A 26562-nucleotide genomic window follows, 5' to 3' on the forward strand; every position below is an offset into this window, starting at 1 on the left:
CAGGGGGCCGCATGATCGACACGACCGACACCGGGATCCCCGACGGCGAGGCGCGGCGGCTGCGCCTGGACGTGGAGGAGGGCGGCATCGGCGTCCTCACGCTCTGCCGCCCGGCCAAGCTGAACGCGTGGAGCTGGGAGTCGAGCCGCCAGCTCGGTGTCATGGCCGACCGGATCCGCTTCGACGACCGCGTCCGCGTCGTCCTGCTGCGGGCCGAGGGGCGGGCCTTCTGCGCGGGCATCGACGTGAGCGCGCCCGGTGGCGGCATCGAGGGGGAGAGCGGCTCCGCGCGCAGCCGCGCCTACTACGAGGGCATCCGCTGGGCGCACGAGCGGTTCGCCGCGTTCGCCCGGCTGCCGCAGCCCGTGGTCGCGGCCGTGCGGGGGTACTGCCTGGGCTTCGGGTTCGAGCTCGCCCTGATGGCGGATGTGCGCGTCGCCGCGCAGGACGCCGTGTTCGCGCTGCCCGAGGCGCGGTTGGGGGTCGCGGTCGACGCGGGCGGCGACCTGCGGATCGCGCGCGAGGCGGGTGCGGGCTGGGCCAAGCTTCTCGCGCTCACCGGGCGCCGGATCGACGCGGACACCGCCCACCGGCTCCATCTGCTGCAACAGGTGGTACCCGGCGAGGAGTTGGAGGAGGTCGCACACGCTCTCGCGGCCGAGATCGCCGCGAACGCGCCCCTGGCCGTGCAGTCCGTCAAGCGGGACATCGACGCCTACGCCGACCAGGGGCTCGCCGCGGCCCTGGACCGCGTGGCCATGAGCGCGGCCCTCACCCTCACGTCCGACGACGCGGCGGAGGGCTACACGGCGAAGGCGCACCGTAGGCCGCCGAAGTTCCGCGGCGCGTGAACCTCCCCGCCCGGCGGGAGCGTTTGAACACTCCCCACCGGGCCGGGGGACCATGTGAACCCCCGCCCGGCCGGGGTGGGCTGCCGCCGCGGCGCCGGATGCGTCACGATGACCGGACAGTTCCGCGGGGCTCCGGGCCCTGCCCGACCCAGAGGTGACCATGACCGCCGCACCCTTCGACCCGCGCTCCCTGCTCGCCGAGAGCCGTCTCGGTGTCCTCGCCACGCTCAAGGCCGACGGCCGCCCCCAACTGTCCCCCGTCACACCCTTCTACGACCGTGCGAGCGAGACCCTGTACGTGTCGATGACCGAGGGACGTGCCAAGACGGTGAACCTGCGTCGCGATCCGCGCGCCGCGCTGGAGGTCACCAGCGCCGACGGCCGCGCGTGGGCGACCGCGGAGGGCGTCGTGAAACTCACCGGCCCCGGCACCGACCCGCACGGCCCCGAGATCGAGGCGCTCGTCGACTACTACCGCAGGGCCGCGGGCGAGCACCCGGACTGGGACGAGTACCGGTCGGTCATGGTGTCCGACCGCCGGGTGCTGATGGAGATGGCCGTCGACCACGTGTACGGGCAGCGCAACGGCTGACCCCGCTCACCTCGCGTCGAACGGCCCGCGCCCCAGCTGCTCGCGCACCGTCGTCACCGGCGCGTTCACCAGGTCGCGCCGCTGCCAGTTGGCGCCGTCCACCACCAGGGTGTGCCCGCTGACGAACCGCGCGTAGGGCGAGGCGAGGAAGGTCGCGGCCCAGCCCAGCTCCCGGGGCGCGCCGACCCGCAGGGCGGGCTGCCGGGCGCCGGGATCGTCGGCGCGGTCGAGGTGGTCGCGGATGTCGGGCGTCATGTCGTCGTGCGGCACGAGGCCCGGCACCAGACCGTTGACCTGGATGCCGTACGGGCCCCACTCCACGGCCAGCGTCCGCACCAGGTTGGCCACGCCCGCCTTCGCCGCCGCGCTGTGCGCGAAGCCCGGGCCGCCGGTCCACGCGTACGAGGCGCCGACGGCGATCACCGAGCCCGGGGTGCCGGCCGCGAGGTGTCCGCGGCCGAACTCGCGGGTCATGAAGAACGTACCGCCGAGCGTGATGTCGACGACGGAGCGCCAGCCGTTCGGCGTCAACTCCTCGGCCGGGACGGGAAAGTTGGCGGCCGCGTTGTTCACCAGCACGTCGGGGAAGCGGCCGTGTGCCGTCCGCGCCGCGTCGAAGACCTCGGCGATGCGGCCGGCGTCCCGGATGTCACAGGTCGCTGCCGTGACAGGACCGGCGCCCTCGATGGCCGCCAACTCCTCGCGTGCGGGCGCCAGATGCTCCGGATCCCGGCTGACGATCAGCAGGGCGGCGCCGAGCCGGGCGAACTCCGCGGCGATCGCCCGGCCGAGCCCGGTGCCGCCGCCGGTCACCAGGACGAGCCGGTCTTCGTACGTGCCCGGCGGCAGGGCCGCGGCGCCGAGCGGGGGAGGGGCGGGCAGTCCGTGCGGTGCGCTGGAGGACGTCATGCGGGCATGAATACCGCTTGCGCCCTCAACCCTCCATGCCCGCGCCGTACTTCACGCACCGGCCCGTGCCGTGCGGGCCCGGGCCACCGCGCGCTCGCCCTCCGGTGAGAAGACCCCGCTCATGCGCTGCCGGGCCACCCGCCCGAGGTCGGTGCGGAGCAGTTCGGCGTGGAGCGTGGCCCCGGCCCGGTACCCGGCGCTCGCCGCGTTCACCACCTGCTCGGCGGCGCCCGCCGCGTTGCCCACCGCCCAGACGCCCGGCACGCTGGTCAGTCCCGTCGCGTCCACGGCGACGAACGGGCCGGCCGGGGTCTCCTCGGTGCGGGCGCCGAGCGCGGTGAGCAGCGTGTCCCGCGGGGTCATGCGCGGCGGCACGACGAACACCGACCGCGCGACCACCCGGCCGTCGGCGAGCCGCACCCCGGACAGCGCGTCGTCGGTGACGACGAGCCCGGCCAGCTCCCCGCTCACCACGCTCACCCCGGCCGCCGCAAGCAACTGCCATTCGGAATCCGGCAGTTCGTCCTCGTCGGCGCCGTCGAGGAAGAGGGTCACGTCGTCGGACAGCTGACTGAACAGGAGGGCCTGGTGGCTGCCCGCCGCCTCCGCGTACAGCACGCCGATCGCCCGGTCCCGCACCTCCCAGCCGTGGCAGTACGGGCAGTGGAGCACATCATCGCCCCACCGCTCGGCGACCCCCGGCAGGTCCGGCAGCTCGTCCACCAGGCCGGTGGCGATGACGAGCCTGCGGGCGTGCACCCGGCCGCCGTCCGCCAGCGTCACCTCGAACCCGTCGGACCCGTCAGGACCGGCCGCCGTCACCCTGTCCCGGACGATCTCCACGCCGTACGCGGTGACCTCGCGCCGCACCTCGGCCAGGAAGGCCGCGGGCGGCATGCCGTCCCGCGACGGATAGCCGTGCATGTGCGCGGCCGGCGCGTTGCGCGGCTCGCCCGCGTCGACGACGAGCACCGAGCGGCGGGAGCGGCCCAGGACCAGCGCGGCCGAGAGGCCCGCCGTCCCGCCGCCGACGACCACGACCTCGTACGCGCCCCTGTCGTGCTGCTGCTTGCCCATGGTGACCACCTCGTTCGGACGGTGGGCGCTGTCGCGCCCTGGTGCCGAACATGCACCGGGAGGCGCGGTATTGACAAACATGCTTGCTGAAACTGCAATGGAGCCATGAAGCAGCACGCCCATGACCATGAAGACGGCGAGTCCGAGGCGAGCATGGACGCCGTGCTCAGCGGTGTGGGGCCGCGCCTGCGCGCCCTGCGCAAGGAGCGCGGGGCCACGCTCGCCGGCCTCTCCGAGACCACCGGCATCTCCGTCAGTACGCTCTCCCGCCTGGAGTCGGGCCTGCGCAAGCCCAGCCTGGAGCTGCTCCTGCCGATCGCCCGCGCCCACCAGGTGCCGCTCGACGAGCTGGTCGGCGCCCCGCCCGTCGGGGACCCGCGTGTGCGGCTGAAGCCGATCGTGCACCACGGCCGGACGATGATCCCGCTCACCCGGCAGCCCGGCGGGCTCCAGGCGTACAAGGTGATCGAGCCGGAGCGGCAGCTCCAGCCGGACCCGAGGACGCACGAGGGGTACGAGTGGCTGTACATGCTCTCCGGCAGGCTGCGTCTCGTCCTCGGTGAGCACGATGTGGTGCTGGGGCCGGGCGAGGCCGCCGAGTTCGACACGCGCGTGCCGCACTGGTTCGGTTCCACGGGGGACGGGCCCGCCGAGTTCCTCAGCCTCTTCGGGCCGCAGGGCGAGCGCATGCACGTACGGGCCCGGCCCACCCGGGGCAAGCCGGACGGTGCGGCGGACTGACCCCGGGCGGGGCATTCCCAGGAGGGCAAGCGACCGCTTAGTATGCGGCTGAACCCGGTCGCGAACGCCGGTCGTGGAAGCCGGTGTCGCAGCAGTCCCGACGCAGCAGTCCGTGGAGGCCCCGCATGCAGGCATGGCAAGTGCACGAGAACGGCGAGCCGAGCGAGGTGATGCGCCTCGAAGAGATCGAGCGCCCCGTGCCCGGCGAGGGGCAGGTTCTGCTCAAGGTGCGTGCCGCCAACATCAACTTCCCGGACGCACTGCTGTGCAAGGGGCAGTACCAGGTCAGGCCACCCCTGCCGTTCACGCCCGGGGTGGAGATCTGCGGCGAGACCGAGGACGGGCGGCGCGTCATCGCCAACCCGGCGCTGCCGCACGGCGGGCTCGCCGAGTACGTCGTCGCCGACGCCCGCGCCCTGCTGCCCGCGCCGGACGCCCTGGACGACGCCGAGACGGCCGCCCTGCACATCGGCTACCAGACCGGCTGGTTCGGCCTGCACCAGCGCGCGCGTCTCCAGGCGGGCGAGACGCTCCTCGTGCACGCGGCGGCGGGCGGCGTCGGCAGCGCCGCCGTCCAGCTCGGCAGAGCGGCCGGCGCCCGGGTCATCGGCGTCGTCGGCGGCCCGGAGAAGGCCGAGGTCGCCCGGGAGCTCGGCTGCGACGTGGTCGTGGACCGGCGCAACGAGGACGTCATCGCCGCCGTGAAGGAAGCCACCGGCGGCCGCGGCGCCGACGTGATCTACGACCCCGTGGGCGGCGAGGCGTACACGCAGTCCGCCAAGACCGTCGCCTTCGAGGGCCGCATCGTCGTGGTCGGCTTCGCCAGCGGCACCATCCCGAGCCCCGCGCTCAACCACGCCCTGGTCAAGAACTACTCGATCATGGGCCTGCACTGGGGCCTGTACGCCACCAAGAACCCGAAGCTGATCCCGCACTGCCACGAGCAGCTCACCGAGCTGGCCACGCGCGGCGCCATCAAGCCCCTGGTCAGCGAGCGCGTCGACCTGACCGACGCCGCGGCCGCCGTGCAGCGCGTCGCCGACGGCGTCACCACGGGCCGCGTCGTCGTGATCCCGGGGCTGAACGCGCACACGGAAGGAGCCGCCGCATGACTGTCGACGCCACGCGACTGCGCACACTCACCCAGGAGTTCCTGGCCGCGCACCCGCCCGCCGACACGCCCCGGGCGGAGTTCCTGAGCGCCCGTTTCGACGCCGGACTCGCCTGGGTGCACTACCCCGAGGGCCTCGGCGGACTCGACGTGCCGCGCTCCCTCCAGGCCGTGGTCGACGCCGAGCTGGAAGCGGCGGACGCGCCGGACAACGCCCCCCGGCGCAACGGCATCGGCCTCGGCATGGCCGCCCCGACCGTCCTGCGCTACGGCACCGAGGAGCAGAAGCGGCGCTTCCTCAAGCCGCTCTGGGTCGGCGAGGAGGTGTGGTGCCAGCTGTTCAGCGAGCCCGGCGCGGGCTCGGACCTCGCCGCGCTCGGCACCCGCGCCGTCCGCGACGGGGACGACTGGATCGTCAACGGGCAGAAGGTGTGGACGTCCGGCGCGCACAACGCCCGGTTCGCCATCCTCATCGCCCGCACCGACCCCGACGTGCCCAAGCACCGCGGCATCACGTACTTCGTCTGCGACATGAGCGATCCCGGCGTCGAGGTGCGGCCCCTGCGCCAGATCACCGGCGAGGCCGAGTTCAACGAGGTGTTCCTCACCGACGTCCGCATCCCCGACGCCCACCGCCTCGGCGAGGTCGGCGAGGGCTGGAAGGTCGCCCAGACCACGCTCAACAACGAGCGCGTCGCCATCGGCGGCATGCGCATCCCGCGCGAGGGCGGTCTGATCGGCCCCGTCGCCAGGACCTGGCGCGAACGCCCCGAGCTGCGCACCGGCGACCTGCACCAGCGCCTGGTCAAGCTGTGGGTCGACGCCGAGGTCGCCCGGCTCACCGGCGAACGGCTGCGCCAGCAGCTCGTCGCGGGCCACCCCGGCCCCGAGGGCGCCGGGATGAAGCTCGGCTTCGCCCGCCTCAACCAGGAGATCAGCGGCCTGGAGGTCGAACTCCTCGGCGAGGAGGGCCTGTTGTACGACGACTGGACCCTGCGCCGCCCCGAGATCGTCGACTTCGGGGGCCGCGAGGCCGGCTACCGCTATCTGCGGGCCAAGGGCAACAGCATCGAGGGCGGGACGAGCGAGATCCTGCTGAACATCGTCGCCGAGCGCGTCCTGGGCCTGCCGTCCGAGCCGCGCACCGACAAGGACGTCGCCTGGAAGGACCTGTCCCGATGAGCACCCAGCCCGATCTCCTGTACTCCGAGGAAGAGGAAGCGCTGCGGTCGGCGGTCCGCGATCTGCTCGCGGACCACTGCGACGCCCCCTCCGTGCTCGCCCGCATCGAGACCGACGCGCCGCACGACCGCGCCCTGTGGAAGAGCCTCGCCGAGAGCATGGGCCTCGCCGGGCTCCTCGTCCCGGAGGAGCGGGGCGGCCAGGGCGCCACGCACCGCGAAGCCGCCGTCGTCCTGGAGGAGTTGGGACGGGCCGTCGCCCCCGTCCCGTACCTGACGAGCGCCGTCATCGCGACGGAGGCACTGCTCGCGTGCGACACCGACGAGGCGCGGACGCTGCTCGCCTCCCTCGCCTCGGGCCGCACCGTCGGCGCGCTCACCGTGCCGCTGTCGGCGACGGCGGGGCAGGAGTTCCGGGACGTGGAAGCGGCGGACGGGGTGGTGAACGGGCGCGTCACCGCGGTCGCCGACGCGGCCGCCGCCGACGTGTTCCTCGTGCCCACGCCCAGCGGCCTGTTCGCGGTGGACGCGACGGCGGGCGGCGTCACCGTGGAGCCCCAGGTCTCCTTCGACCGTACGCGCCCGCTGGCCGCCGTGACGTTCGACGGCGCGGCGGGACGCCTGCTCACCGGCGACACCGCTGTCGCCGTGCGCCGGGCCCTTCGCGCCGGAGCGGGACTGCTGGTCTCCGAGCAACTGGGCCTCGCCGACTGGCTGTTGACGGAGACCGTGCGCTACACGCGCGAACGCAACCAGTTCAACCGGCCCGTCGGCTCCTTCCAGGCGCTCAAGCACCGGCTCGCACAGCTCTGGCTGGACGTGGTCAACACCCGCGCCGTCGCCCGGAACGCGGCCGACGCGCTCGCCACCGGCAGCGACGACGCCGACGTGGCGGTGGCCGTCGCCCAGGCGTACGCGGCGCCCGTCGCGGTGCGCGCCGCCGAGGAGGCGCTCCAGCTGCACGGCGGCATCGGCATGACCTGGGAGCACCCCATCCACCTCTACCTCAAGCGCGCCAAGGCCGACTCGATCGCACTCGGCACCGCGGGCCGCCACCGCGAGGAGCTGGCCGAACTCGTCGACCTGAGGGCGCCGTCGGCCTGACGGGGCGCCCGGGGGCGGGGCAGCGGACGCGGCGGTCACCGCGGGGGGCGGTGGCCGCCGCCGGTGGGCGCGGGGCCGTGACGCCGTCATGAACCGGGGGCGGCGGTCCGGCCAACTCCCGTCACAGCCCTGCCCCCGGCGGCAGCCGCCCCGCATACTCGCCGTGTCCCCACCCGCCCACCACGGGAGGCACACATGGCCCCGACGACCCGCCGCAGAGCCCTCGCCACCCTCGCCGCCGCACTCGCCGCAGGCATCGCCACACCGCAACTCGCCCACGCCGGCGAGCGCGGCCGCGGGCCCCGCCCGCTCCTGCGGGCCCACGCCCACAACGACTACGACCACCCGCGGCCCCTCTTCGACGCCCTCGACCACCGGTTCAACAGCGTCGAGGCCGACATCTACCTCGTCGACGGCGACCTCCTCGTCGCGCACGACCCCGTCGACCTCGACCCGGCCCGCACCCTCGACTCCCTCTACCTCGCCCCGCTGGCCGCGCGCGTACGGGCCCACCACGGCTCCGTGTACCGCGGCTCGCACACCCCGCTCCAGCTGCTGATCGACGTCAAGACCGAGGGCGCGGCGACCTACCTCGAACTCGACCGCCGACTGCGCCGGTACCGCGGCCTGTTCACCACCTACGCCCACGGGCGCGTACGCCCGGGACCTGTCACCGCCGTCGTCTCCGGGGACCGCGCCGCCCGCGCCCCGATGGAGGCCCAGCGCACCCGCAGCGCGTTCTACGACGGGCGCCTCGCCGACCTGGGGACGCAGGCCCCCGCCTCCTTCGTGCCGCTCATCAGCGACAACTGGTCCGCGAACTTCACTTGGCAGGGCGCGGGGCCGATCCCCGCCGCCGAACGCGCCAAGCTGCGCGGCATCGTCGCCGCCGCGCACGCGCACGGCCAGCGGGTGCGTTTCTGGGCCACACCCGACATCGCGGGGCCCGAACGCGACGCCGTCTGGACCGAATTGCTCGCCGCCGGTGTCGACCACCTCAACACCGACGACCTCGCCGGCCTCGAGGCGTTCCTCGACGCGCACGAGCGGTGATCGATTTTTAGCACTCTTTCGGGGGACAGGTCAGACAACGTCGAATGCCCCGCGTTGCGTCACACTTGCGGCCGAAAGCCACGGTGCGGACGTGGCGGAGGAGGTTCGACGGTGTCTCTGTCCATTTCCATCGTGCTGCTGCTTCTGATCGTCGCGGTGATCATCCTGCGCAACGGAGCCATGAAACTCTCGCACGCCCTAGTGTGCGTCCTGCTCGGCTTCCTGCTCGCGGGCACCACCGTGGCCCCGACCATCCACGACGGCATCAACGCCACCGCCGGCCTGGTGAACAGCCTCCAGCCGTAGAGCGCGGGCCCGGCCCCGGGCGGTGATCGTTTCGACCTCGTGAACAACTCCCGTACGGGCATGGACACTTCAGGCGGCGGTATCTAGCTTCAGGCGCATGCCGCAGCGAAGAAACCTCGCCCGGGCCCTGGCCGCGACCCTGACGCTCCTGGCCGCCTGCGCCGTGCAGCCGCCCGGGGCCTGGGCCGAGGAGATCCCCAAGGCGCCCGGGCACCGGCTCGTCGAGCAGTACGACGGCGCCCCCGCCACCCCGGCGCCGGTGCCCGGCGGCGCACCCGCCCAGCACCCGTTCCTCGCCGCCAACGGGCGCAGCGGGATGCACGCGGACGCCTGGGGCAGCGGCACGTACCCCTGGAGCGGGCCCCTCGGGCGGACACCGGACGTCACCAGCGAGAAGATGGCGGCGCTCGGCGGCGAATGCGCCACCGTCACCTTCGACAAGGCCGGCCGCATCGTCACCGTCTGCGGCACCTTCACCGGCTTCCTCGTCAAACTCCTCGACCCGCGCAGCCTGGAGACCCTCGCCGAGTACGCGCTGCCGCAACGCCCCTCCACCGTCGAGGCCATCACCCGGCTCGACTTCTCCAGGATCTTCAAGGACACGTCGGGCGGCGCCTACTCCTACCTCGACGACCAGGACCGCCTCGTCCTCGCCGACTCCCGCCAGCACATCGTCCGCCTCGCCCACGAGCAGGCCGCGGACGGCGGCTGGCGCTTCGTCGTCACCGACGACTGGGACCTGACCGGGCAGGTCCCGCACGCCTGCGCGAGCTGGACGAACCTCTATCCGAGCGGCGTCTGCGACCCCGTCACCTCCGTCATGCCGGACTGGACGGGCCGGATCTGGTGGGTCACCCGGCAGGGACGCGTCGGCACCGTCGACGCGGCCACCGGCGCCATCAGGTCGATCCGGCTGGACGGCGAGGAGATCCAGAACTCCTTCTCCGTCGCCGAGGACGGCGTCTCCATCGTCTCCGACCACGCCCTGTACAGCTTCACCGCGGCCGCCGACGGCACCCCGAGGATCGTCTGGCGGCAGACCTACGACCGCGGCACCGGCACCAAACCCGGCTCGGTGAACCAGGGTTCGGGCACCACCCCCGACCTGTTCGGCGAGGAGGACGACTACGTCGCCATCACCGACAACGCCGACGACCGGATGAACGTCCTCGTGTACCGGCGCGGCGCAGACGTCCCCGCGGACCGGCGTCTCGTCTGCCGCGTCCCGGTCTTCGGCTCCGCCGCCTCCACCACCGACAACAGCCTCATCTCGTACGGCGACAGCCTCGTCGTCGAGAACAACTACGGCTACGAGAACATCACCTCGCTCACCTTCGGGCGCAGCGTCGTCGGCGGCGTCACCCGCGTCGACGTACGCCCCGACGGCAGCGGCTGCGACACGGTGTGGGAGAGCGGCGTACGCTCCCCGTCCACCGTGCCCAAGCTCTCCACCGCCAACGGGCTGCTGTACTTCTACACGAAGGAGCCGAGCCCCCTCGGGGTCGACGCCTGGTACTTCACCGCCGTCGACTTCCGCACCGGCGCGACCCGCTGGAAGCGCCTCACCGGAACGGGGATCGCGTACGACAACAACTGGGCTCCCGTGACGCTCGGCCCCGACGGCACGGCCTACGTCGGCGTGTTCAACGGGCTGGTGGCCGTACGGGACGGGTCCTAGCCTCGCGCGTAGACGCCGATGCCGTTGGCGACGGCCCGCTCGGGGGCGTCGGTGGGGTGGTTGAGGAGCGTGACCGAGGGCGCGCCCGGCTCCCGCGCCACCAGCGTCGAGGAGCCGCCGCCGTCCAGGCTGAACGCGTCCCGCGCCCCCAGCGACCGCATGGTGTCCGCCACTTCGGCGATGGACAGGCCCGTGCGGTACGCCGGCGCGCCGTCCAGGGCCAGCAGAAGCAGGGTGTGTCCGTCATCGGCGATCCCCGCGGCCGTGCGGACCGCGGACGTGTTCGCGTCGAGCCCCGGCAGCGGGGCGCCGCCCCGCAGCACCGGATAACCGCCGACCGCGAACCGGTACGGCACGCGCGCGTGCGCGGCGACAAGGCGGTGCCGCACCTGGACCGGGTCGCCCACGGACAGCTTCCGCAGCCACCGCGCGCCGGACTCCCGACCCACCAGCACGGTGGTGCCGTCCGCCACCGGACCGCTGCCGGGCGTCTCCGCCGTCGCCACGACCCGGCCCCGGTCCACCGTCACCTCGTACGTGTCCGTGCTGCACGGCGCCGCCCGCTGGGTGTCCGTGCCGCAGACCGCGCGGGCCCGCGAGACGCTGCCCCACTCCGGCGTGAACGCGCCGACCGCACCGACGGGCAGCGCGTACTGGTTGAGCCCGCCGAGCGCCACTTGGTCCGCGCCCGTGCGCACCGAGCCGTCCAGAGCCATGCTGTCGAGCCGGGCCCGCCGGTCGGTGCCCACGCCGAGCACGTCCCGGGTGGAGGTGCCCGGCGGCAGGGCCGGCCCGAATCGCTGCCCGTCCGGGACGGCCGCCTTGAGAGCGCGGCCGCTCGCGACCGCGGGGCCGACCGCGGCCCCGGTCGCCTCGACCCCCGGGTGCTGGGTCTCGGTGATGTTGAAGAAGTCCCCGTTGACGCCGCCGACGGCGCCCGTCGCGTCGGCCATCGAGGAGACCGTGGCCCGGGCCCCGACCGCGCCCGGCCGCAGCAGGTCCACGCGTACGCGCGGGTTGCGCAGATCGACGGTGAGGACATGGGCGTGGGCGGTGCCCCTGGCGGCGGGCAGATCGAACTCGGCGTACGACACGCCCGGCGCCAGCCGCCCGGCCGCCGTCGCGGCCCCGGCAGGCGCCGCACCGGACAGGCCGACCCCGGCCAGCGCGCCCACGACCGCCACCGTCGCCAGCAGTCCCCTGCGTCTCTTGCCAACTCTCGTCCGCATCAGAAGAGTTCAGCAGAGGACCGGGGCCCCGTCGATGGCTACGCGCCGACCAGCCGGGAACGGATCAGGAAACGTACGCCCTCCGGCGCCTCGAGGGAGAACCCGCTGCCGCGCCCCTCGACGACATCGACGATGAGCCGCGTATGGCGCCATACCTCGTACTGACTCCTCGACATCCAGAACGGCACCGGCTCCGCCACCCCGGGCACGGCGAGCTCTTCCAGGAGCACGTCCGCGGCGCCGGTGCGGAACTCGCCCGCCAGGAAGCACATCGGCGCGCTGCCGTCGCAGCAGCCCCCGGACTGGTGGAACATCAGCGGCCCATGGGTCTCGCGCAGTCGCCGCAGCAGTTCGGCGGCGGTGGTGGTCAGCTCCACGCGGGGTGCATCGCTCATGACAGGACAGTCAGGACGACAGGACGTTGCGACCACGTTGCACGCGCGGGCGGCTCGCCCGCATAGGCTCCGCACATGGAACAGAGGGAGATCGTTCTGCGGGCCATCGGAGTGCTGACCGAGACGCAGGAGATGGTGCGCAGACTCAACGACGGGGACGAGCTCGACAACGACCTGACCCAGCTGGGGCGGCTCGTGTCGGAGGTGTTCCCGACGATCGAGATTCCGACGGGGGCCGATCCCGAGGAGGCCGCGGAGCTGGCCATCGCCGCGCTCATGCCGGCCAGCGTGTCGCTGGTCGAGGCGTTCGCGTTCCTCTTCACGCAGCTGGCGAAGGTGCACGACGAGGGCCGCACCGACGTCAACTCCACCGAGCTGCTGCGGGAGATCGCGCTGCGGATGTCCGACCCGGGGGGCCTGGAGGCGGAGGAGGAGTGAGGCGGGGGCGCTCCGCGCGTGCGCGCAGGAGCGCCCCTACTTGTTCGGGTCCCGGAAGCGGCCGAGCGCCTTCGTGAGGGCGCTCAGCGGCGAGCCGTCCGCCCTGGCAGGCCCGAGCGCGGGCAGCCGGGGCGGACCGTCACCGGCCTCGGCCAGCGCCGCCTGCGCGGCCTCGGCCGCCTCCCGGTACAGGTCGCGCGAGGTCGTCATGGCGTCGAGCGCCTCGGCGTACCTGGTGACCATGGACTGGGCGTGGGCCAGCTCCTCGTCCGGGGTCAGCAGGTGCCAGCTCTGCCGCAGCCGCGTCAGGGCCTGCTCCGCGTCCGGGGTCAGCGGATGCGGCCGCGCGGCGAACTCCTTGATCCGCTCCAGCAGCTCCACCGGCTCGGAGCCGTCCAGGAAGACATTGCGGACGGTGAAGCGCTCCGCGTCGTACCCCGGCTCCTGCGGGGCGACCGGCAGGACCACGGCGCCCCCTCGCGGCATCCGCAGCTTCAGCTCCCGCTTCATCGCGAAGTCGGCGATCTGCGCCTGCTCCGGCGTGGCCCGGTGCTCTATCACCCGGTGCCGCAGACTCGGCGGCAGGAACGTCGTGACGGGCCGCTGCCCCCGCGCGTCCGGCGTCATCGCCTCGTGCACCACGACATGGACGTACCAGCTCTGCCGGGTGCAGTCGCGCAGCCGGTGGCGCAGCTCGTCGTCGTCCTTGGGCAGGTAGTTCGTCGTCCGCAGGCGCACGCCGGGCACCGCGTAGTGGTCCCAGGGGACCCGGTCGCTGTCCGGCCAGAACATCGTGGCGGGCGACGGCCAGTGCGCGTCCCACACCTGCTCCGCCTCCGCGGCGAGGACCCAGCCGACGCCGTCGCCGTCCTTGCGGCGCCCGTCGGGGTCGTACATCGTCAGCTGTGCGCGCACCGTGACGTCGTCGGCCACGCGCCAGCGCGCTTCGAACAGACGGCGGGCCGAGGGGCCGGGGTCGGCGGTCTCGTCGCGCGGGTGCAGGACGGTGGAGCGGGCCGCCTCGACGGGGTCGAGGTCCAGGAAGTCGTCGAGCACCCCGGCCGCCTTGAGGGCGATCAGGTTGCGCCGGACGTCCTGCTCGGGCTCGGGGCCGAGATGGCGCCCGCGCCCCAGCCACGCGGTGTCGGGGACGGTGGTCGGGGAACTGCTCTTCTTGGCCATGGAGTCTTCTGTGGGTGATCGGGGCACGACCAGTATGGGGCGTGAACCGCTCGGCGGAAGTGGGCAGGGTGGGCGGGTGTCGGGATTGTCGCGCGTGTACGCGGCTTTCGGCACCCCGCAACGCCGTGGCTCCGGCCGGTGATCCCGTAGGCTCGGCGGATGGCCCGGTACTTCGACGTGCATCCCGAGAACCCGCAAGCGCGCATCATCGGCGCGGTCGCCGACGGCATCCGCGACAGCGCGCTGATCGCTTACCCCACGGACTCCTGCTACGCGCTCGGCTGCCGCCTCGGCAACCGGGAGGGCGTCGAGCGGATCCGTACGATCCGGCAACTCGACGACAAACATCACTTCACCCTGGTGTGCCAGGACTTCTCCCAGCTCGGCAGGTTCGTCCACATCGACAACGACGTGTTCCGCGCGATCAAGGCGGCCACGCCCGGCAGCTACACGTTCATCCTCCCCGCGACGCGCGAGGTGCCGCGTCAGTTGCAGCACCCCAAGAAGAAGACGGTCGGTGTCCGCATCCCCGACCACGTCGTCACGCAGGCGCTCCTCGCCGAACTCGGTGAGCCGCTGCTCTCCAGCACCCTGCTGCTGCCCGGCGAGGACGAGCCGCTCACCCAGGGCTGGGAGATCAAGGAGCGGCTCGACCACGTGGTGGACGCCGTGCTCGACTCCGGCGACTGCGGTACGGAGCCCACCACGGTCATCGACTTCTCCGGCGGCGAGGCCGAGATCGTCCGCCGCGGCGCGGGCGATGCCGAGCGGTTCGAGTAGCGACTACGCGGCTACACAGTCCCGGCGAGCGTGCCCAGGAAACGGATGTGGGGGCGCTCGCCGGGGCCGGGCCGGGTGATGTGGGCGCGGACGCGGTAGACGTCGGCGATGAGCTCCTCGGTGAGGACGGCGCCCGGTTCGCCGGCCGCCACCACCCGGCCCTGGCGCAGGACCACGATCTGGTCGCAGTAGGCGGCCGCGAGGTTCAGATCGTGCAGGGCGACGACGCTGGTCAGCTCCAGGCCGGAGATCAGGTCGAGGAGCTCCAGCTGGTGCTGGATGTCCAGGTGGTTCGTGGGCTCGTCGAGCAGCAGCTCGCGCGGCTCCTGGGCGAGGGCGCGGGCGATCTGCACCCGCTGGCGCTCGCCGCCCGACAGGGTGTGCCACAGCCGGTGTGCCCGGCTCGCGAGTCCGCTGCGCTCCAGGGCGGCCAGGACCGCGGCCTCGTCCTTGGCCGAGGCGGGCGTCCAGGCCCCCCGGTGCGGGACCCGGCCGAGCCGGACGACGTCGCCGACCGTCAACGCGACCTGGGTGTCGGCCTGTTGGTGGACCAGGGAGATGCGCCGGGCGGCCGCCCTGCGGGGCACCGCGGCGAGCGGGTCCCCGTCCAGCGTGACGACGCCGGACGCCGGGGCGAGCACTCCGGCCAGCAGGCGCAGCAGCGTCGACTTGCCCGAGCCGTTCGGGCCGAGCACGCCGGTGACGGTGCCGGCCCGTGGCGTCAGGCTCACCCCGTCCAGGACCAGGGCGCCCCCGGCCGACCAGGACACCCGGTCCGCGGCCAGGCCCGCGCTCATCGGGTGCTCCGGCCGCGGAAGAGGACGAGCACGAACGCGGGCACGCCGATCAGCGACGTCACCACCCCCACCGGAACCTCCTGCGGTTCGAGGACCGTACGGGCCAGTGTGTCGACCCACACCAGGAACACCGCGCCGGCCAGCGCCGTGACCGGCAGCAGCCGGGTGTGCCCGGGGCCCACCAGGGCGCGCGCCGCGTGCGGCAGCACGAGCCCGACGAAGCCGATCGCCCCGGCCGCGCTGACCAGCGCCGCCGTCAGCAGCGCCGTCACGCAGAGCAGGACGAGCCGGGTGCGGGCCACGTGCACGCCGAGCGCGGCGGCCGCCTCCTGTCCGAAGGCGAACGCGTCCAGGGTCCGGCCGTACCCGAGGCAGACGGCCAGCGCCACCACCAGCACCGCCAGGCACAGCCACACCTCGCTCCAGCCGACCCCGCCGAGCGAGCCCAGCAGCCAGAACAGGACGCCGCGCGTCGTCTCCGCGTCGGCCGCCGTCAGCACCACGAACGAGGTCAGGGAGGAGAACAGCTGCATCGCGGCGACCCCGCACAGCACCACCCGGTCGGTCGTGCCGCCCAGCACGTGGCTGAGGAGCAGCACCAGCGCGAACGAGACGAGCGCCCCGACGAACGCCCCGCCCGACACCGAGAGGGCGCCGCCGCCCAGGCCGAGCACCACCACGAGGACGGCCCCGGTGGAGGCCCCCGAGGAGACGCCGAGCACGAACGGGTCGGCGAGGGGGTTGCGCAGCAGCGCCTGGAGGACCGTGCCGCACACCGCGAGCCCCGCCCCGCAGACCGCGGCGAGCAGGGTGCGCGGCAGCCGCAGGTTCCACACGATGCCGTCGCGGATCGGGGAGAGGTCCGTGGTGCCCCAGCCGAGCCGGGCGCCGACCGCCGACCACACGTCACCGACGCGGATGTGCGCCGGGCCGATGGTGATGGCCACGGCGACCGAGGCGCAGAGCGCGGCGAGGGCCGCGGCCCAGTACAGGGCGGGCCGGACCGTGGTCACCTGTCGAGACCGAACTCGCGCAGCGCCGCGGCCACCTTCTCCACACCGTCGACGGTGCGGATCGTCGGGTTCATCGCCTGGCCGCTCAGCAGCACGTACCGCTTCTCGCGGACCGCGGTCATGTTCCTGGTGACCGGGTCGGACTCCAGGAACCTGATCTTCTGCGCGGCGGACTCCGCGGACTGTGAGCGGCGCGTCAGGTCGCCGATGACGAGGACGTCGGGATCGCGGTCCGCGACGGTCTCCCAGTTGATCTGCGGCCACTCCTCGTGCGTGTCGTCGAAGACGTTGCGCACGCCGACTTCCCTGGTGACGATGCCAGGGGCGCCGCAACAGCCCGCCATGTACGGCGAGTCGGAGTTGGCGAACCAGTACAGGACGCTCACACCGTCGGCGTCGATCCCCGAAGTGGCCTTCCGCACCCTGGACTTGAGCTGTGCGACGAGCTTCTCGCCGCGCTCCGCCACGTCGAAGATCCGCGCCAGATCGCGTATCTCGCCGTATACCGTGTCCATGGACAGCGCGCTGCTGCGGACGCCGTCGCCATCGCCGCTGTTGTCCTTGCCGGCGCAGTCGGCGGGGGAGAGGTAGGTGGGCACGCCGAGCTTCTCGAACTGCTCGCGCGGTGCCACCCCGCCCTTGCCGAGGGTGTACGTGAAGGAGGCCGTGGCGAGATCCGGCTCGGCGTCCAGGACCTTCTCGAACGACGGATACCGGTCGGCGAGCCGTGGCACCTTCGCGTTCGCCTTCGCCAGCCCCTCCAGGACCGGGTCGGTCCACGTCGCGGTCCCCACCATCCGGTCCGCGAGACCGAGCGAGAGCATGATCTCCGCCGACCCCTGATCGAGGGCGACGGCCCGGCGCGGGGCGTGCGTGACGTGCACCCGCGTGCCGCAGTTGTCGAGGGTGACGCCGGACCCGGCGCCGCCCGCGCGGTCCGCGGTGCCGGCGCCGCCGCATGCCGTGAGCAGCAGCGCGCCCGCCAACAGCGGGGCCAGGCGGGCGACGTGACGTGCGAACAGCACGGAACTTCCTCTTCGTCCAGGGCCCATACGCGGAGCCGGCCTACGGTTCACCCCCGGCCGGGTGTCGGTCCCGGAGGCCGCCAGCAGGTCTTCGGACTCGGGATCGTCCGGACGAAGCGCCTTCCCGAACCGGTACCCGGCTCAGTGGCAGTGGCTCCGCCCGTCCCCCTCACCGCTGCGCGTCAGCTCCGGACTTCCACCGGATTCCCTGACCCGTACGCGTTCGAGAACGCACAAAGGTACGACTGGCCTCCGGAACGTATCACGGGCGTGACCAGCCGCTGACGGGCGGTACCGGCAGGTCAGGGGGTGGCGCGCCGCGCGGCGGGGATAAATCGTTCGCCGCTCCTGGCGTGGGCCCCTACCCTGCGTCGGATGATGACAGCGGACGACGTGCGGGCCGTCCTCGCCCTGCTGCGGCAGCCGGGGTGGACGTGTGGATCGGGGGCGGCTGGGGCATCGACGCCCAGATCGGCTCGGAGAGCCGGGAGCACCGCGATCTCGACCTGATGCCGCCGACGGCTCCGCCCGGCAGGCGTCCTTCGATCCGCAGCGGCCGTTCACGTACCCGGCGGACGCCTTCGTCACCGGTACGGTCGCGGGGGAGCGCGTGCCCTGCCTCTCCGCCGAGCAGCAGGTCCGTTTCCACCAGGGGCACGAGCCCGCCGACCGCGACCGGCACGACATGGCGCGGTTGCGCCACGCCTTCGGGACCGCCACCCGCTCCTGACCGCCCGTCAGAAGGCCACGGGCTCACGGATGATGGGGCACGTCATGCAGTGACCGCCGCCCCGGCCGCGGCCGAGTTCGGCGCCGACGATGGTGACGACCTCGATACCCGCCTTACGCAGCAGCGCGTTGGTCTGGGTGTTGCGGTCGTAGGTGACGACGACCCCCGGCTCCAGGGCGACCGCGTTGTTGCCGCTGTCCCACTGCTGGCGCTCGGACGCGTACACGTCACCGCCGGTCTCGATCACCCGGAGTCCTGGCAGCCCGAGCCCCTTCGCGACGACGTCGACGAAGGGCGTCGACCCCTCGTCGGTGATGTGCAGGCCGGGCGCCCTGTCGCTCGGGCGCAGGGAGAACGTGTGCACCGAGTCCATGATCCGCGGGTAGAGCGTCACGATGTCCCGGTCGGCGAACGTGAAGACGGTGTCCAGGTGCATCGCCGAGCGCAGCCTCGGCATCCCGGCGACGATGACGTGCTCGGCCGCGCCCGCCGCGAACAGCGCGGCCGCGACCTGGGTGATGGCCTGCCGCGAGGTGCGCTCGCTCATGCCCATCAGGACCACTCCGTTGCCGACGGGCATGATGTCACCGCCCTCGAACGTGGCCTGGCCCCAGGCGAGTTCGGGGTCGCCCCACCACACCGTCGAGCCGGTGAAGTCCGGGTGGAACCGGTAGACCGCCTTCATCAGCAGCGTCTCGTCGTGCCGCGCGGGCCAGTACAGCGGGTTGAGCGTGAGGCCGCCGTAGAGCCAGCAGGTGGTGTCGCGGGTGTAGAGCGTGTTGGGCAGCGGCGGCACCAGGTACTCGCGTACGCCGGTCGACTCGCGCGCCATCGACACGTACGCGGAGCGGTACTCGTCGGGCAGGTCGGTGGTGGCGAGACCGCCGATGAGGAACTCGGCGAGCCGCCGCGGCTCCAGCGTCTCCAGGAAGGCGCGGGTGTCGTCGATGAGTCCCACCCCCACCTGATTGGCGACGATCTTGCGGTCCAGGAGCCAGGACTTCGCCTCCGGGATCGCCATGGTCTGCGCGAGCAGGTCGTGCAGCTCGACCACGTCGATGCCGCGCCGCCGCAGCTCGGCGACGAAGTCGGCGTGGTCGCGCTGGGCGTTCTCCACCCACATCACGTCGTCGAAGAGCAGGTCGGCCGAGTTGGTCGGGGTGAGCCTGCGGTGCGCGAGTCCCGGCGCGCAGACGAGGACCTTGCGCAGCCGGCCCACCTCGGAGTGGACGCCGTACGCGGCGGACGCGGGGGAGTCGTGGTCGGTCACGGGGAGCCTCCGGGGCTTGACGGGATGACGGGTCTCACAGGCTGATCCAGCCGGCGGCCAGGGCGGCGACGCCGAGCACGGCGCCGATGACGGAGACGGCGAGAACGACGCGTTCGCGCGGGGAGAACAGGCGTCTGCCCTGCTCCCTGCGGGCCATGACGAACAGGATCGTGGCCGGGGCGTAGAAGACGAAGGAGACGAGGACGAACTTCAGCCCGGCGGCGTACAGCATGAACGCCGTGTAGAGCGTGGCGACGGCCGCGACGGTCAGCTCGCGCGTCGAGGTGCGCCCACCCTCCGTGCGCCGGTCGGCCCGGGCCCCGATGCGCACGGCGAACCCGGCCGCCAGCAGGTACGGGATCAGGGAGAGGGCGCTGGTCAGGTCGAGCGCGAAGTTGAACGCGTCGTCCGAGAACGCGGTGACGACCAGGACCACCTGGGTGAGTACGGTCGTCATGAGCAGCGCGGGCACGGGGACGTCCGCGGCGGTGGAGCGCCGCAGGAAGCGCGGCATGTCGTCGTCCTTGGCGGCGACGAACAGCACCTCGGCGGCCATCAGCGTCCAGGCCAGGTAGGCACCGAGCACGGAGACGATCAGACCGACGCTGATGAACACCTTGCCCCAGGTGCCGACGGCCTCCTCGAGGACACCCGCCATGGACGGCTGGCGCAGCCCGGCGATCTCGCCCATCGGCAGGATCCCGTACGACACGACGACGACCGAGGCGAAGACGGCGAAGACGCTGAGGAAGCCGAGGATCGTGGCCCGGCCGACGTCCGAGCGCTTCCTGGCGTGCCGGGAGTAGACGCTCGCGCCCTCCACGCCGAGGAAGACGAAGACGGTGGCCAGCATGGTGCCGCGGACCTGGCCGAAGAGGGATCCGGCGTAGTCCGCGCCGCCCCAGTTCTCCGCGAAGACCGAGGGGTCGAAGAAGACGAGGGCCAGGACGACGAAGACCAGGATCGGCACGATCTTCGCCACGGTGACGATCTTGTTGATCGCCGCGGCCTCCTTCACGCCACGTCTGATCATCAGGAAGAACGCCCACAGCCCGGCCGATGAGAGCACCACCGCGAGCGCCGTGTCGCCCTCGCCGAGGGCCGGCCAGATCGCGCCCACCGTGGACATGATGAGGACCCAGTACGTCACGTTGCCGACGCAGGCGCTGGCCCAGTAGCCGAACGCCGAGAAGAAGCCCAGGTACTCACCGAACCCGGCCTTCGCGTACGCGTACACACCCGCGTCCAGATCCGGGCGGCGCACGGCCAGGGACTGGAAGACGAGGGCGAGCGTCAGCATGCCGGCCCCGGCGATCGCCCAGGCGATGAGCGCGCCCGCCACCCCGGTCTCCTCGGCGAAGCGGCGCGGGAGCGAGAAGACCCCGGCGCCGACCATGGAGCCGATGACCATCGTGGTCAGGGTGAAGACCGACATCTTGGCGGTGGGAGCACTCCTCTCGACGGACTGCTCCATATGGTCCCCCTCTGTCTGGCTGCGTACGGGCGCGGGCGTCATGGGATGCCGAGGCAACAGTTTCATCCAGCTTGCTCCCGTGTCGCACCTTTTATCCGCAGCCGAATAGCCAGAAATGCCCACTTGTGGGCAGCATGGGAGGCGTCGCGACAGAAGGGCACTGAGGCCATGCACTCCACGTTGAACCCGGCGATCCTGCGAGAGCTCCGCGAACCGCGGCCCTATCCCGCGGTGTCGCTGGCGATGCCGACCCACCGGAAGCGGCCGGAGAACGCGCAGGACCCCGTCCGCCTCGGCAACCTCGTCCACGAGGCGGCGCGGCAGCTCGACGCCGACCCCGGTGTGACCAGGGAGCGCCGCGACGACGTGGTGGCGCAGCTGGAGGCGGCGGTGGCCGAGACCGACCTCGCCCACGCCAGGGACGGCCTCATCGTCTTCGCGGCGCCCGGCGAGCACCAGGTGTGGGCCGTCGACCGGAGCGTGCCCGAGCGCGTCGTGGTCGCGGACACCTTCCTCACCCGCAACCTCGTCGCCGCCGACGCCGCACGGAGCCCGTACTGGGTCCTCGCCGTGGCCGCCGACCGGATCACCCTCTGGGACGGCCGGGGCGAACGCGTCACCGAGGACACCTCCCACGGGTTCCCGCGCACCCGCAGCCTCGAAGCCCCGGACTCCGAACGCAAGGAACGCATCGGGGACCTGCCCAGCACGTTCAGCGACGAGCAGACCCGCCAGTTCTTCCGCGACGCCGACACCGCGCTCGCCGACGTCCTCGCCGCCCGGCCCCGCACGCTCTACGTCACCGGGGACCCGGCCGCGCTCGCCCTGTTCGGCGAGGCCGGGACCGCCGCGCACGGCGCGGTCCAGGTGGCGGTCGGCGGACTCGCCCAGGCCGCGCCGGACGCCGTCGCGCGGGCCGTCGCCCCGGCCCGCGCCGACGCCGCCGAGCGGGTGGTCGCCGACGCGCTCGCGGAGCTCGACCGGGCGCGCGGCGGCAACGCGTACGCGGCCGGTGTGGACGAGGTCTGGCAGAAGGCCTCCGACGGCCGTATCCACCGGCTCGTCGTCGAGGAGAACTACCGCGTCACCGTACGCGCGGGGGAGGGGCACCTCGAACCGGCAGAGGACGACGACCTGGACGCGATCCACGACATCGTCGACGAGATCGTCGAATCGGCTCTGGAGACGGGCGCGCAGGTCGTCTTCGTCCCCGACGGAACACTGGCGGACGCCGGACACCTGGCCGCCGTACTGCGCTTCTGACCGACCGCCGCACCGGTACGACCGCCGCACCGGCACGACCGCCGCACCGGCACGGCCGCGGCAGCGGCGAGGAGATCCGGGCTCTGAGAGAGGAACCCCCACCATGAGTGCAGCCAAGGCGTCCGGACGTCCCCGGCGCGGGCCGCTCCTCCTGGCCGTGTGCGCGCTCACCGGCGCGCTGACGCTCGCGGCCTGCGGCGACGACGACAACGACAGCGGTACCGGTGCCAGCCCCCGGCCCACCGCCGCGAACTCGTCGAAGTTCTCCGGCGAGCCGCCGTCCTCGATGGCCTCCGGCGCCGCGTCGAAGAAGGCCGAGGCCAGGAAGTCGGCCTCCGCGGCGGCCGAGTCGGCGTCACAGCGGGCCCACGACTTCGAGGCGTCGGTCGCCGCCGACGTGGAGCGCGACCGGCAGGAGTTCACCAAACAGCTGGACGGCGTCGACGGCCGGGGCAACGCCATCAAGGACGTCTCCCTGACCGGCAAGCCGCTCTCGCAGACCGACAACGTGCGTGCCCTCGTCGTCCACATCACCAACAGGACGGACACGACCGCCTCGTTCGCGGTGCGGGTCGACTTCAGCGACTCCGACGGCAAGGTCGTCGAGACCACGGTCGTCGGCGCGAAGGACCTGAAGGCGGGCGACCGCGCCCAGCCGCTGGCCATCAGCTCCAAGCCGCCGCAGCCGCACCTCACCGCGAAGATCGCCAAGGCGCAGCGGTACTGACGGTGCTGGTGGGACGGGGCGCGGGCCCGGTCGCTATCTTGTGATCCATGCAGTCCTACACAATCGGCCAGGCGGCGCGGCTGCTCGGAGTGAGCCCGGACACCGCGCGGCGCTGGGCCGACGCGGGCAAGGTCCTCACCCACCGCGACGACAGCGGGCGGCGGCTCATCGAGGGCAAGGACCTGGCCGCGTTCTCCGTGGAGCTCGCCAAGGGCGCCGGCGGCGAGGACGACGTGTCGTACACCTCGGTCCGCAACGTGTTCCCCGGCATCGTCACCGCCGTCAAACTCGGTGACGTGGCCGCCCAGGTCGAGATCCAGGCCGGACCGCACCGGCTGGTGTCGCTGCTGACCCGCGAGGCCGTGGAGGAGCTCGGCCTGGAGGTCGGCATGGAGGCCACCGCCCGCGTCAAGTCGACCAACGTGCACATCGACCGCGTCTGACCGCGGCCGCGAGACGTAGCCCCCGTCCGGGCCGGCGGGATCGCGCCGATCCCACTGATCCCACTGATCCCGCTGACACTCCTGCATTCCGCTGATGCGGCGACCGGCTCACGGGGCATCCCCTCCGCAGGACTGCACCCGCGGGGTCCGCGCGTACCCCCGCACATGCGTATGTCCAAGCCGTGCGATCTCCGCTCATGCGATGTGACAGGAGACTTACGCCTCGCAGATGCGGCAGTATGATCCACGCAATCCTTCGACCGCCGCCCACGTCGAACGCCCAGGAACCAAGGGAGTGGACCCGTGATGACCCGTTCCGCGCGCCGGACCCGCCGGATGCTGTCCGTGGCCGGGCTCGGCACCGCCGCGCTGCTGACCGTGAGCGCCTGCGGCTCGTCCGACTCCGACTCCGGTTCGTCCGCGGGCTCCTCCGCGTCGGCGGACAAGAAGCTGTCCGGTACGGTGACCGTCTTCGCCGCGGCCTCCCTCAAGGAGAGCTTCACGACGCTGGGCAAGCAGTTCGAGAAGGCGCACCCCGACACCAAGGTCACCTTCAGCTTCGGCGGCAGCGACACCCTCGCCGCGGGCATCACCGGCGGCGCGCCGGCCGACGTGTTCGCCGCCGCCAGCCCCAAGACGATGCAGACCGTCACGGACAAGGGCGACGCGGCCGGAGAGCCGAGCACCTTCGTCCGCAACCAGCTGGAGATCGCCACTCTGCCGGGCAACCCCGACAAGGTGGCCTCCCTCAAGGACCTCACCAAGTCCGGCCTGAAGGTCGTGCTGTGCGACAAGAGCGTGCCGTGCGGCGCCGCGGTCCAGAAGGCGCTGGACGCCGGTGGGTTGAAGCTCACCCCGGCCTCGTACGAGCAGGACGTCAAGAGCGCCCTGACGAAGGTGGAGCTGAAGGAGGCAGACGCCGCCGTCGTCTACAAGACCGATGTGAAGGCGGCAGGTGACAAGGTGGAGGGCGTGGAGTTCCCCGAATCGGCCGACGCCATCAACGACTACCCGATCGCCCTGCTCAAGAACGCGCCCAACGCCGCCGCGGCGAAGGCGTTCATCGAGCTGGTGCGCTCCGCCGACGGCCAGAAGGTCCTGACCGGGGCCGGATTCCGCACGCCGTGACCCGGCTCGACGAGCGGGACACCGCGGCCGGGACCCGCGAGGACCGGCCGCGCCGCCGCCACACCCGCGCCGCACCGCTGCCCCTGCTGCTGCCCGCCCTGCTGGGGCTGGCGTTCCTCGTGGTGCCGCTGCTCGCCCTGCTCGTCCGCGCCCCGTGGCGGGAGCTGCCGTCCCAGCTGAGCAGCACCGAGGTGTGGCAGGCGCTCCAACTCTCCCTGGTGTGCGCCACATCGGCGACGCTGGTGAGCCTGGTGCTCGGGGTGCCGCTCGCCTGGCTGCTGGCCCGCACGGAGTTCCGCGGCCGCGGCCTCGTCCGGGCCCTGGTGACGCTGCCGCTCGTGCTGCCACCGGTGGTCGGCGGCGTGGCCCTCCTGACGGCGCTCGGCCGCAACGGCATCGTCGGCACGTACCTGGACCAATGGTTCGGCCTCACCCTGCCGTTCACCACGACCGGAGTGATCGTCGCCGAGGCGTTCGTCGCCATGCCGTTCCTCGTCATCAGCGTCGAAGGCACCCTGCGCGCCGCCGACCCGCGCTACGAGGAGGCGGCGACGACGCTCGGCGCCTCCCGCTTCACCGCGTTCCGCCGGGTGACACTGCCGCTGATCGCCCCCGGCGTCGCCGCGGGATCTGTCCTCGCCTGGGCGCGGGCGCTCGGCGAGTTCGGCGCGACCATCACCTTCGCCGGCAACTTCCCCGGCCGCACCCAGACCATGCCGCTCGCCGTCTACCTCGCCATGCAGAGCGACCCGGCCGCGGCCATCGCCCTCAGCCTGGTCCTGCTCGCCGTGTCCATCACGGTCCTCGCGGGCCTGCGCGACCGCTGGACGACCGCCTCATGACCGCCACCCCGGCCACCACCACGACCGGCTCCGGCGCGGGACTCGACGCCCGTCTCGTCGTCGACCGCGGCACCTTCCGCCTCGACGTCACGCTGAGCGCCGCTCCCGGCGACGTCGTCGCCCTCCTCGGCCCGAACGGCGCCGGGAAGACCACCGCGCTGCGCGCCCTCGCGGGCCTCACCCCGCTCGACGCGGGCCACCTGCGCCTGGACGGTGCCGCATTGGACGCCACCCCGCCCGAGTCCCGCCCCGTCGGGGTCGTCTTCCAGGACTATCTGCTCTTCCCGCACCTGAGCGCCCTGGACAACGTCGCCTTCGGCCCGCGCTGCCGTGGCAGGTCCCGGACAGAGGCCCGCGCCGAGGCCGCCGCCTGGCTCGACCGGATGGGCCTGGCCGCCCACGCCGGGTCCAAGCCGCGCCGCCTCTCCGGCGGCCAGGCCCAGCGCGTCGCCCTCGCCCGCGCCCTGGCCACCCGGCCGCGCCTGCTCCTCCTCGACGAGCCCCTCGCCGCCCTCGACGCCCGCACCCGCCTCGACGTACGGGCCCAACTCCGGCGTCACCTCGCCGAGTTCGAGGCCGTGGCCGTCCTGGTCACGCATGACCCGCTGGATGCCATGGTGCTGGCGGACCGCCTCGTCGTCGTGGAGAACGGGCGCATCGTCCAGCAGGGCGCCCCCGGGGACATCGCCCGGCGGCCCCGCACCGACTACATCGCCCGACTCGTCGGCCTCAACCTGTACCGGGGCCGCGCCGACGGCCACACCGTCCGCGTCGACGACCACGGTCCCGCGATCACCACCACCGAGGACCTCACCGGCCCCGTCTTCGTCGCCTTCTCCCCGGGAGCGGTGACCCTGCACGGCGAGCGGCCCAGCGGTTCCAGCGCCCGCAACCTGTGGCGCTGCGAGGTGAGCGGCATGGAGACCCACGGCGATCAGATCCGCGCGGCCCTCACCGGTGAACTCCCGCTCGCCGCCGACCTCACCACGGTCGCCGCCGCCGAGCTCGACCTGCACCCCGGCGCCACGGTGTGGGCGACGGTCAAGGCGGCCCAGACCCACGCCTACCCCGCCTGACGGGCCGCCGCACGACCCGCGGGGCGATCGGGGAGGATGGCACCGAGAAGATCGTCCGGGCCCCGCGGGGCCCGTCGCCCCGGAAGGAGACGACGCGCTCATGCACGACCTCGTGACCCCGGTGGGCCCAGCCCCGACGGAGGCACT

27 protein-coding genes, 1 pseudogene and 1 riboswitch are annotated in these 26562 nt (G+C 73.0%); of the genes and pseudogenes, 18 read left to right on the plus strand and 10 right to left on the minus strand.

What is annotated here, in order from left to right; all coding sequences use genetic code 11:
- Nucleotides 1-11 precede the first annotated feature (11 nt).
- Together ACZ45E_RS24935 and ACZ45E_RS24940 are read left to right on the plus strand one after the other, a co-directional pair.
- On the plus strand, nt 12-851 hold the full coding sequence (locus ACZ45E_RS24935) for an enoyl-CoA hydratase/isomerase family protein (RefSeq protein ID WP_468224160.1): 840 nt from the start codon (nt 12-14) through the stop codon (nt 849-851).
- A gap of 160 nt (nt 852-1011) precedes the next feature.
- Nucleotides 1012-1443, plus strand: coding sequence for a PPOX class F420-dependent oxidoreductase (locus ACZ45E_RS24940; protein WP_468224162.1), 432 nt, complete (start codon nt 1012-1014; stop codon nt 1441-1443).
- Nucleotides 1444-1449: 6 nt separating this feature from the next.
- Here the strand turns inward: ACZ45E_RS24940 and ACZ45E_RS24945 are convergent, their stop codons facing one another.
- Together ACZ45E_RS24945 and ACZ45E_RS24950 are read right to left on the minus strand one after the other, a co-directional pair.
- Nucleotides 1450-2352, minus strand: a complete 903-nt coding sequence (locus tag ACZ45E_RS24945) for an SDR family oxidoreductase (protein ID WP_468224164.1) — start codon at nt 2350-2352, stop codon at nt 1450-1452.
- 51 nt (nt 2353-2403) lie between these two features.
- Entirely contained in the window at nt 2404-3429 is a 1026-nt protein-coding gene (locus tag ACZ45E_RS24950) for an NAD(P)/FAD-dependent oxidoreductase (RefSeq protein ID WP_468224165.1), read from the minus strand.
- 105 nt (nt 3430-3534) lie between these two features.
- Between ACZ45E_RS24950 and ACZ45E_RS24955 the strand changes: the two genes are divergently transcribed.
- The 7 genes from ACZ45E_RS24955 to ACZ45E_RS24985 all read left to right on the plus strand — a co-directional run bounded on the left by ACZ45E_RS24955 (nt 3535) and on the right by ACZ45E_RS24985 (nt 10603).
- Entirely contained in the window at nt 3535-4170 is a 636-nt protein-coding gene (locus tag ACZ45E_RS24955) for a helix-turn-helix domain-containing protein (RefSeq protein WP_468224167.1), read from the plus strand.
- A gap of 125 nt (nt 4171-4295) precedes the next feature.
- Nucleotides 4296-5282 (plus strand): NADPH:quinone oxidoreductase family protein, encoded by a 987-nt coding sequence (locus ACZ45E_RS24960; protein ID WP_468224170.1) that lies wholly within the window; start codon nt 4296-4298, stop codon nt 5280-5282.
- Nucleotides 5279-6463, plus strand: coding sequence for an acyl-CoA dehydrogenase family protein (locus tag ACZ45E_RS24965; protein WP_468224171.1), 1185 nt, complete (start codon nt 5279-5281; stop codon nt 6461-6463). The genes ACZ45E_RS24960 and ACZ45E_RS24965 overlap by 4 nt, the downstream gene beginning before the upstream one ends.
- Nucleotides 6460-7566, plus strand: a complete 1107-nt coding sequence (locus ACZ45E_RS24970) for an acyl-CoA dehydrogenase family protein (RefSeq protein WP_468224173.1) — start codon at nt 6460-6462, stop codon at nt 7564-7566. The genes ACZ45E_RS24965 and ACZ45E_RS24970 overlap by 4 nt, the downstream gene beginning before the upstream one ends.
- A gap of 195 nt (nt 7567-7761) precedes the next feature.
- A complete protein-coding gene (locus ACZ45E_RS24975; RefSeq protein WP_468224175.1) occupies nt 7762-8619 on the plus strand; it encodes a phosphatidylinositol-specific phospholipase C/glycerophosphodiester phosphodiesterase family protein in 858 nt (285 codons plus the stop codon).
- 111 nt (nt 8620-8730) lie between these two features.
- Nucleotides 8731-8925: a hypothetical protein gene (locus tag ACZ45E_RS24980; RefSeq protein WP_468224177.1), complete on the plus strand. Its 195-nt coding sequence runs from the start codon at nt 8731-8733 to the stop codon at nt 8923-8925.
- Nucleotides 8926-9022: 97 nt separating this feature from the next.
- A complete protein-coding gene (locus ACZ45E_RS24985) occupies nt 9023-10603 on the plus strand; it encodes a hypothetical protein (RefSeq protein ID WP_468224179.1) in 1581 nt (526 codons plus the stop codon).
- Here the strand turns inward: ACZ45E_RS24985 and ACZ45E_RS24990 are convergent.
- Together ACZ45E_RS24990 and ACZ45E_RS24995 are read right to left on the minus strand one after the other, a co-directional pair.
- A complete protein-coding gene (locus ACZ45E_RS24990) occupies nt 10600-11832 on the minus strand; it encodes a phosphodiester glycosidase family protein (protein WP_468224181.1) in 1233 nt (410 codons plus the stop codon). The two genes, ACZ45E_RS24985 and ACZ45E_RS24990, sit on opposite strands and share 4 nt — an antisense overlap.
- 38 nt (nt 11833-11870) lie before the next feature.
- On the minus strand, nt 11871-12227 hold the full coding sequence (locus ACZ45E_RS24995) for a DUF779 domain-containing protein (protein WP_468224184.1): 357 nt from the start codon (nt 12225-12227) through the stop codon (nt 11871-11873).
- A gap of 75 nt (nt 12228-12302) precedes the next feature.
- On the opposite strand from ACZ45E_RS24995, the gene ACZ45E_RS25000 reads away from it, so the two are divergent.
- A complete protein-coding gene (locus ACZ45E_RS25000; RefSeq protein ID WP_468224186.1) occupies nt 12303-12665 on the plus strand; it encodes a hypothetical protein in 363 nt (120 codons plus the stop codon).
- Between the two features lie 36 nt (nt 12666-12701).
- Here ACZ45E_RS25000 and ACZ45E_RS25005 read toward each other — a convergent pair whose 3' ends face one another.
- Nucleotides 12702-13847, minus strand: coding sequence for a hypothetical protein (locus tag ACZ45E_RS25005; protein ID WP_468224189.1), 1146 nt, complete (start codon nt 13845-13847; stop codon nt 12702-12704).
- Nucleotides 13848-14006: 159 nt separating this feature from the next.
- On the opposite strand from ACZ45E_RS25005, the gene ACZ45E_RS25010 reads away from it, so the two are divergent.
- Nucleotides 14007-14627 carry an L-threonylcarbamoyladenylate synthase gene (locus ACZ45E_RS25010; RefSeq protein WP_468224191.1) on the plus strand — a complete coding sequence of 207 codons (621 nt, stop codon included), beginning with the start codon at nt 14007-14009 and terminating at the stop codon, nt 14625-14627.
- Nucleotides 14628-14638: 11 nt separating this feature from the next.
- Here ACZ45E_RS25010 and ACZ45E_RS25015 read toward each other — a convergent pair whose 3' ends face one another.
- From ACZ45E_RS25015 to ACZ45E_RS25025, 3 genes are read right to left on the minus strand one after another with little or no spacing between them, the layout of a single operon-like run.
- On the minus strand, nt 14639-15424 hold the full coding sequence (locus tag ACZ45E_RS25015; protein ID WP_468224192.1) for an ABC transporter ATP-binding protein: 786 nt from the start codon (nt 15422-15424) through the stop codon (nt 14639-14641).
- Complete coding sequence (locus ACZ45E_RS25020; protein WP_468224195.1) at nt 15421-16437, minus strand: FecCD family ABC transporter permease; 1017 nt, start codon at nt 16435-16437, stop codon at nt 15421-15423. The genes ACZ45E_RS25015 and ACZ45E_RS25020 overlap by 4 nt, the downstream gene beginning before the upstream one ends.
- Nucleotides 16434-17489, minus strand: a complete 1056-nt coding sequence (locus ACZ45E_RS25025; RefSeq protein ID WP_468224196.1) for an ABC transporter substrate-binding protein — start codon at nt 17487-17489, stop codon at nt 16434-16436. Before ACZ45E_RS25025 ends, ACZ45E_RS25020 begins: the two co-directional genes overlap by 4 nt.
- 35 nt (nt 17490-17524) lie before the next feature.
- Nucleotides 17525-17727, minus strand: a riboswitch (cobalamin riboswitch).
- A gap of 110 nt (nt 17728-17837) precedes the next feature.
- On the opposite strand from ACZ45E_RS25025, the pseudogene ACZ45E_RS25030 reads away from it, so the two are divergent.
- Nucleotides 17838-18192 (plus strand): annotated as a pseudogene (locus tag ACZ45E_RS25030) (nucleotidyltransferase domain-containing protein).
- A gap of 7 nt (nt 18193-18199) precedes the next feature.
- Here the strand turns inward: ACZ45E_RS25030 and ACZ45E_RS25035 are convergent.
- Nucleotides 18200-19462 carry an arginine deiminase gene (locus ACZ45E_RS25035; RefSeq protein ID WP_468224199.1) on the minus strand — a complete coding sequence of 421 codons (1263 nt, stop codon included), beginning with the start codon at nt 19460-19462 and terminating at the stop codon, nt 18200-18202.
- A 34-nt stretch (nt 19463-19496) separates the two neighbouring features.
- Nucleotides 19497-20936 (minus strand): basic amino acid/polyamine antiporter, encoded by a 1440-nt coding sequence (locus ACZ45E_RS25040; protein ID WP_468224201.1) that lies wholly within the window; start codon nt 20934-20936, stop codon nt 19497-19499.
- A 168-nt stretch (nt 20937-21104) separates the two neighbouring features.
- Here ACZ45E_RS25040 and ACZ45E_RS25045 point away from each other — a divergent pair, with 168 nt between their 5' ends.
- The 6 genes from ACZ45E_RS25045 (at nt 21105) to ACZ45E_RS25070 (ending at nt 26415) form a co-directional block, all read left to right on the plus strand.
- On the plus strand, nt 21105-22199 hold the full coding sequence (locus ACZ45E_RS25045; RefSeq protein ID WP_468224203.1) for a baeRF3 domain-containing protein: 1095 nt from the start codon (nt 21105-21107) through the stop codon (nt 22197-22199).
- Between the two features lie 103 nt (nt 22200-22302).
- Nucleotides 22303-22926 carry a hypothetical protein gene (locus ACZ45E_RS25050; RefSeq protein ID WP_468224205.1) on the plus strand — a complete coding sequence of 208 codons (624 nt, stop codon included), beginning with the start codon at nt 22303-22305 and terminating at the stop codon, nt 22924-22926.
- Nucleotides 22927-22973: 47 nt separating this feature from the next.
- Entirely contained in the window at nt 22974-23369 is a 396-nt protein-coding gene (locus tag ACZ45E_RS25055; RefSeq protein WP_468224208.1) for a TOBE domain-containing protein, read from the plus strand.
- 306 nt (nt 23370-23675) lie between these two features.
- Nucleotides 23676-24497 carry a molybdate ABC transporter substrate-binding protein gene (gene modA / locus ACZ45E_RS25060; protein ID WP_468224210.1) on the plus strand — a complete coding sequence of 274 codons (822 nt, stop codon included), beginning with the start codon at nt 23676-23678 and terminating at the stop codon, nt 24495-24497.
- Nucleotides 24494-25339, plus strand: a complete 846-nt coding sequence (gene modB, locus ACZ45E_RS25065) for a molybdate ABC transporter permease subunit (RefSeq protein ID WP_468224213.1) — start codon at nt 24494-24496, stop codon at nt 25337-25339. The genes modA and modB overlap by 4 nt, the downstream gene beginning before the upstream one ends.
- Nucleotides 25336-26415, plus strand: coding sequence for an ABC transporter ATP-binding protein (locus ACZ45E_RS25070; RefSeq protein ID WP_468224216.1), 1080 nt, complete (start codon nt 25336-25338; stop codon nt 26413-26415). The genes modB and ACZ45E_RS25070 overlap by 4 nt, the downstream gene beginning before the upstream one ends.
- Nucleotides 26416-26562 lie beyond the last annotated feature (147 nt).

The sequence above is a fragment of the Streptomyces sp. NPDC030991 genome (assembly GCF_055571235.1).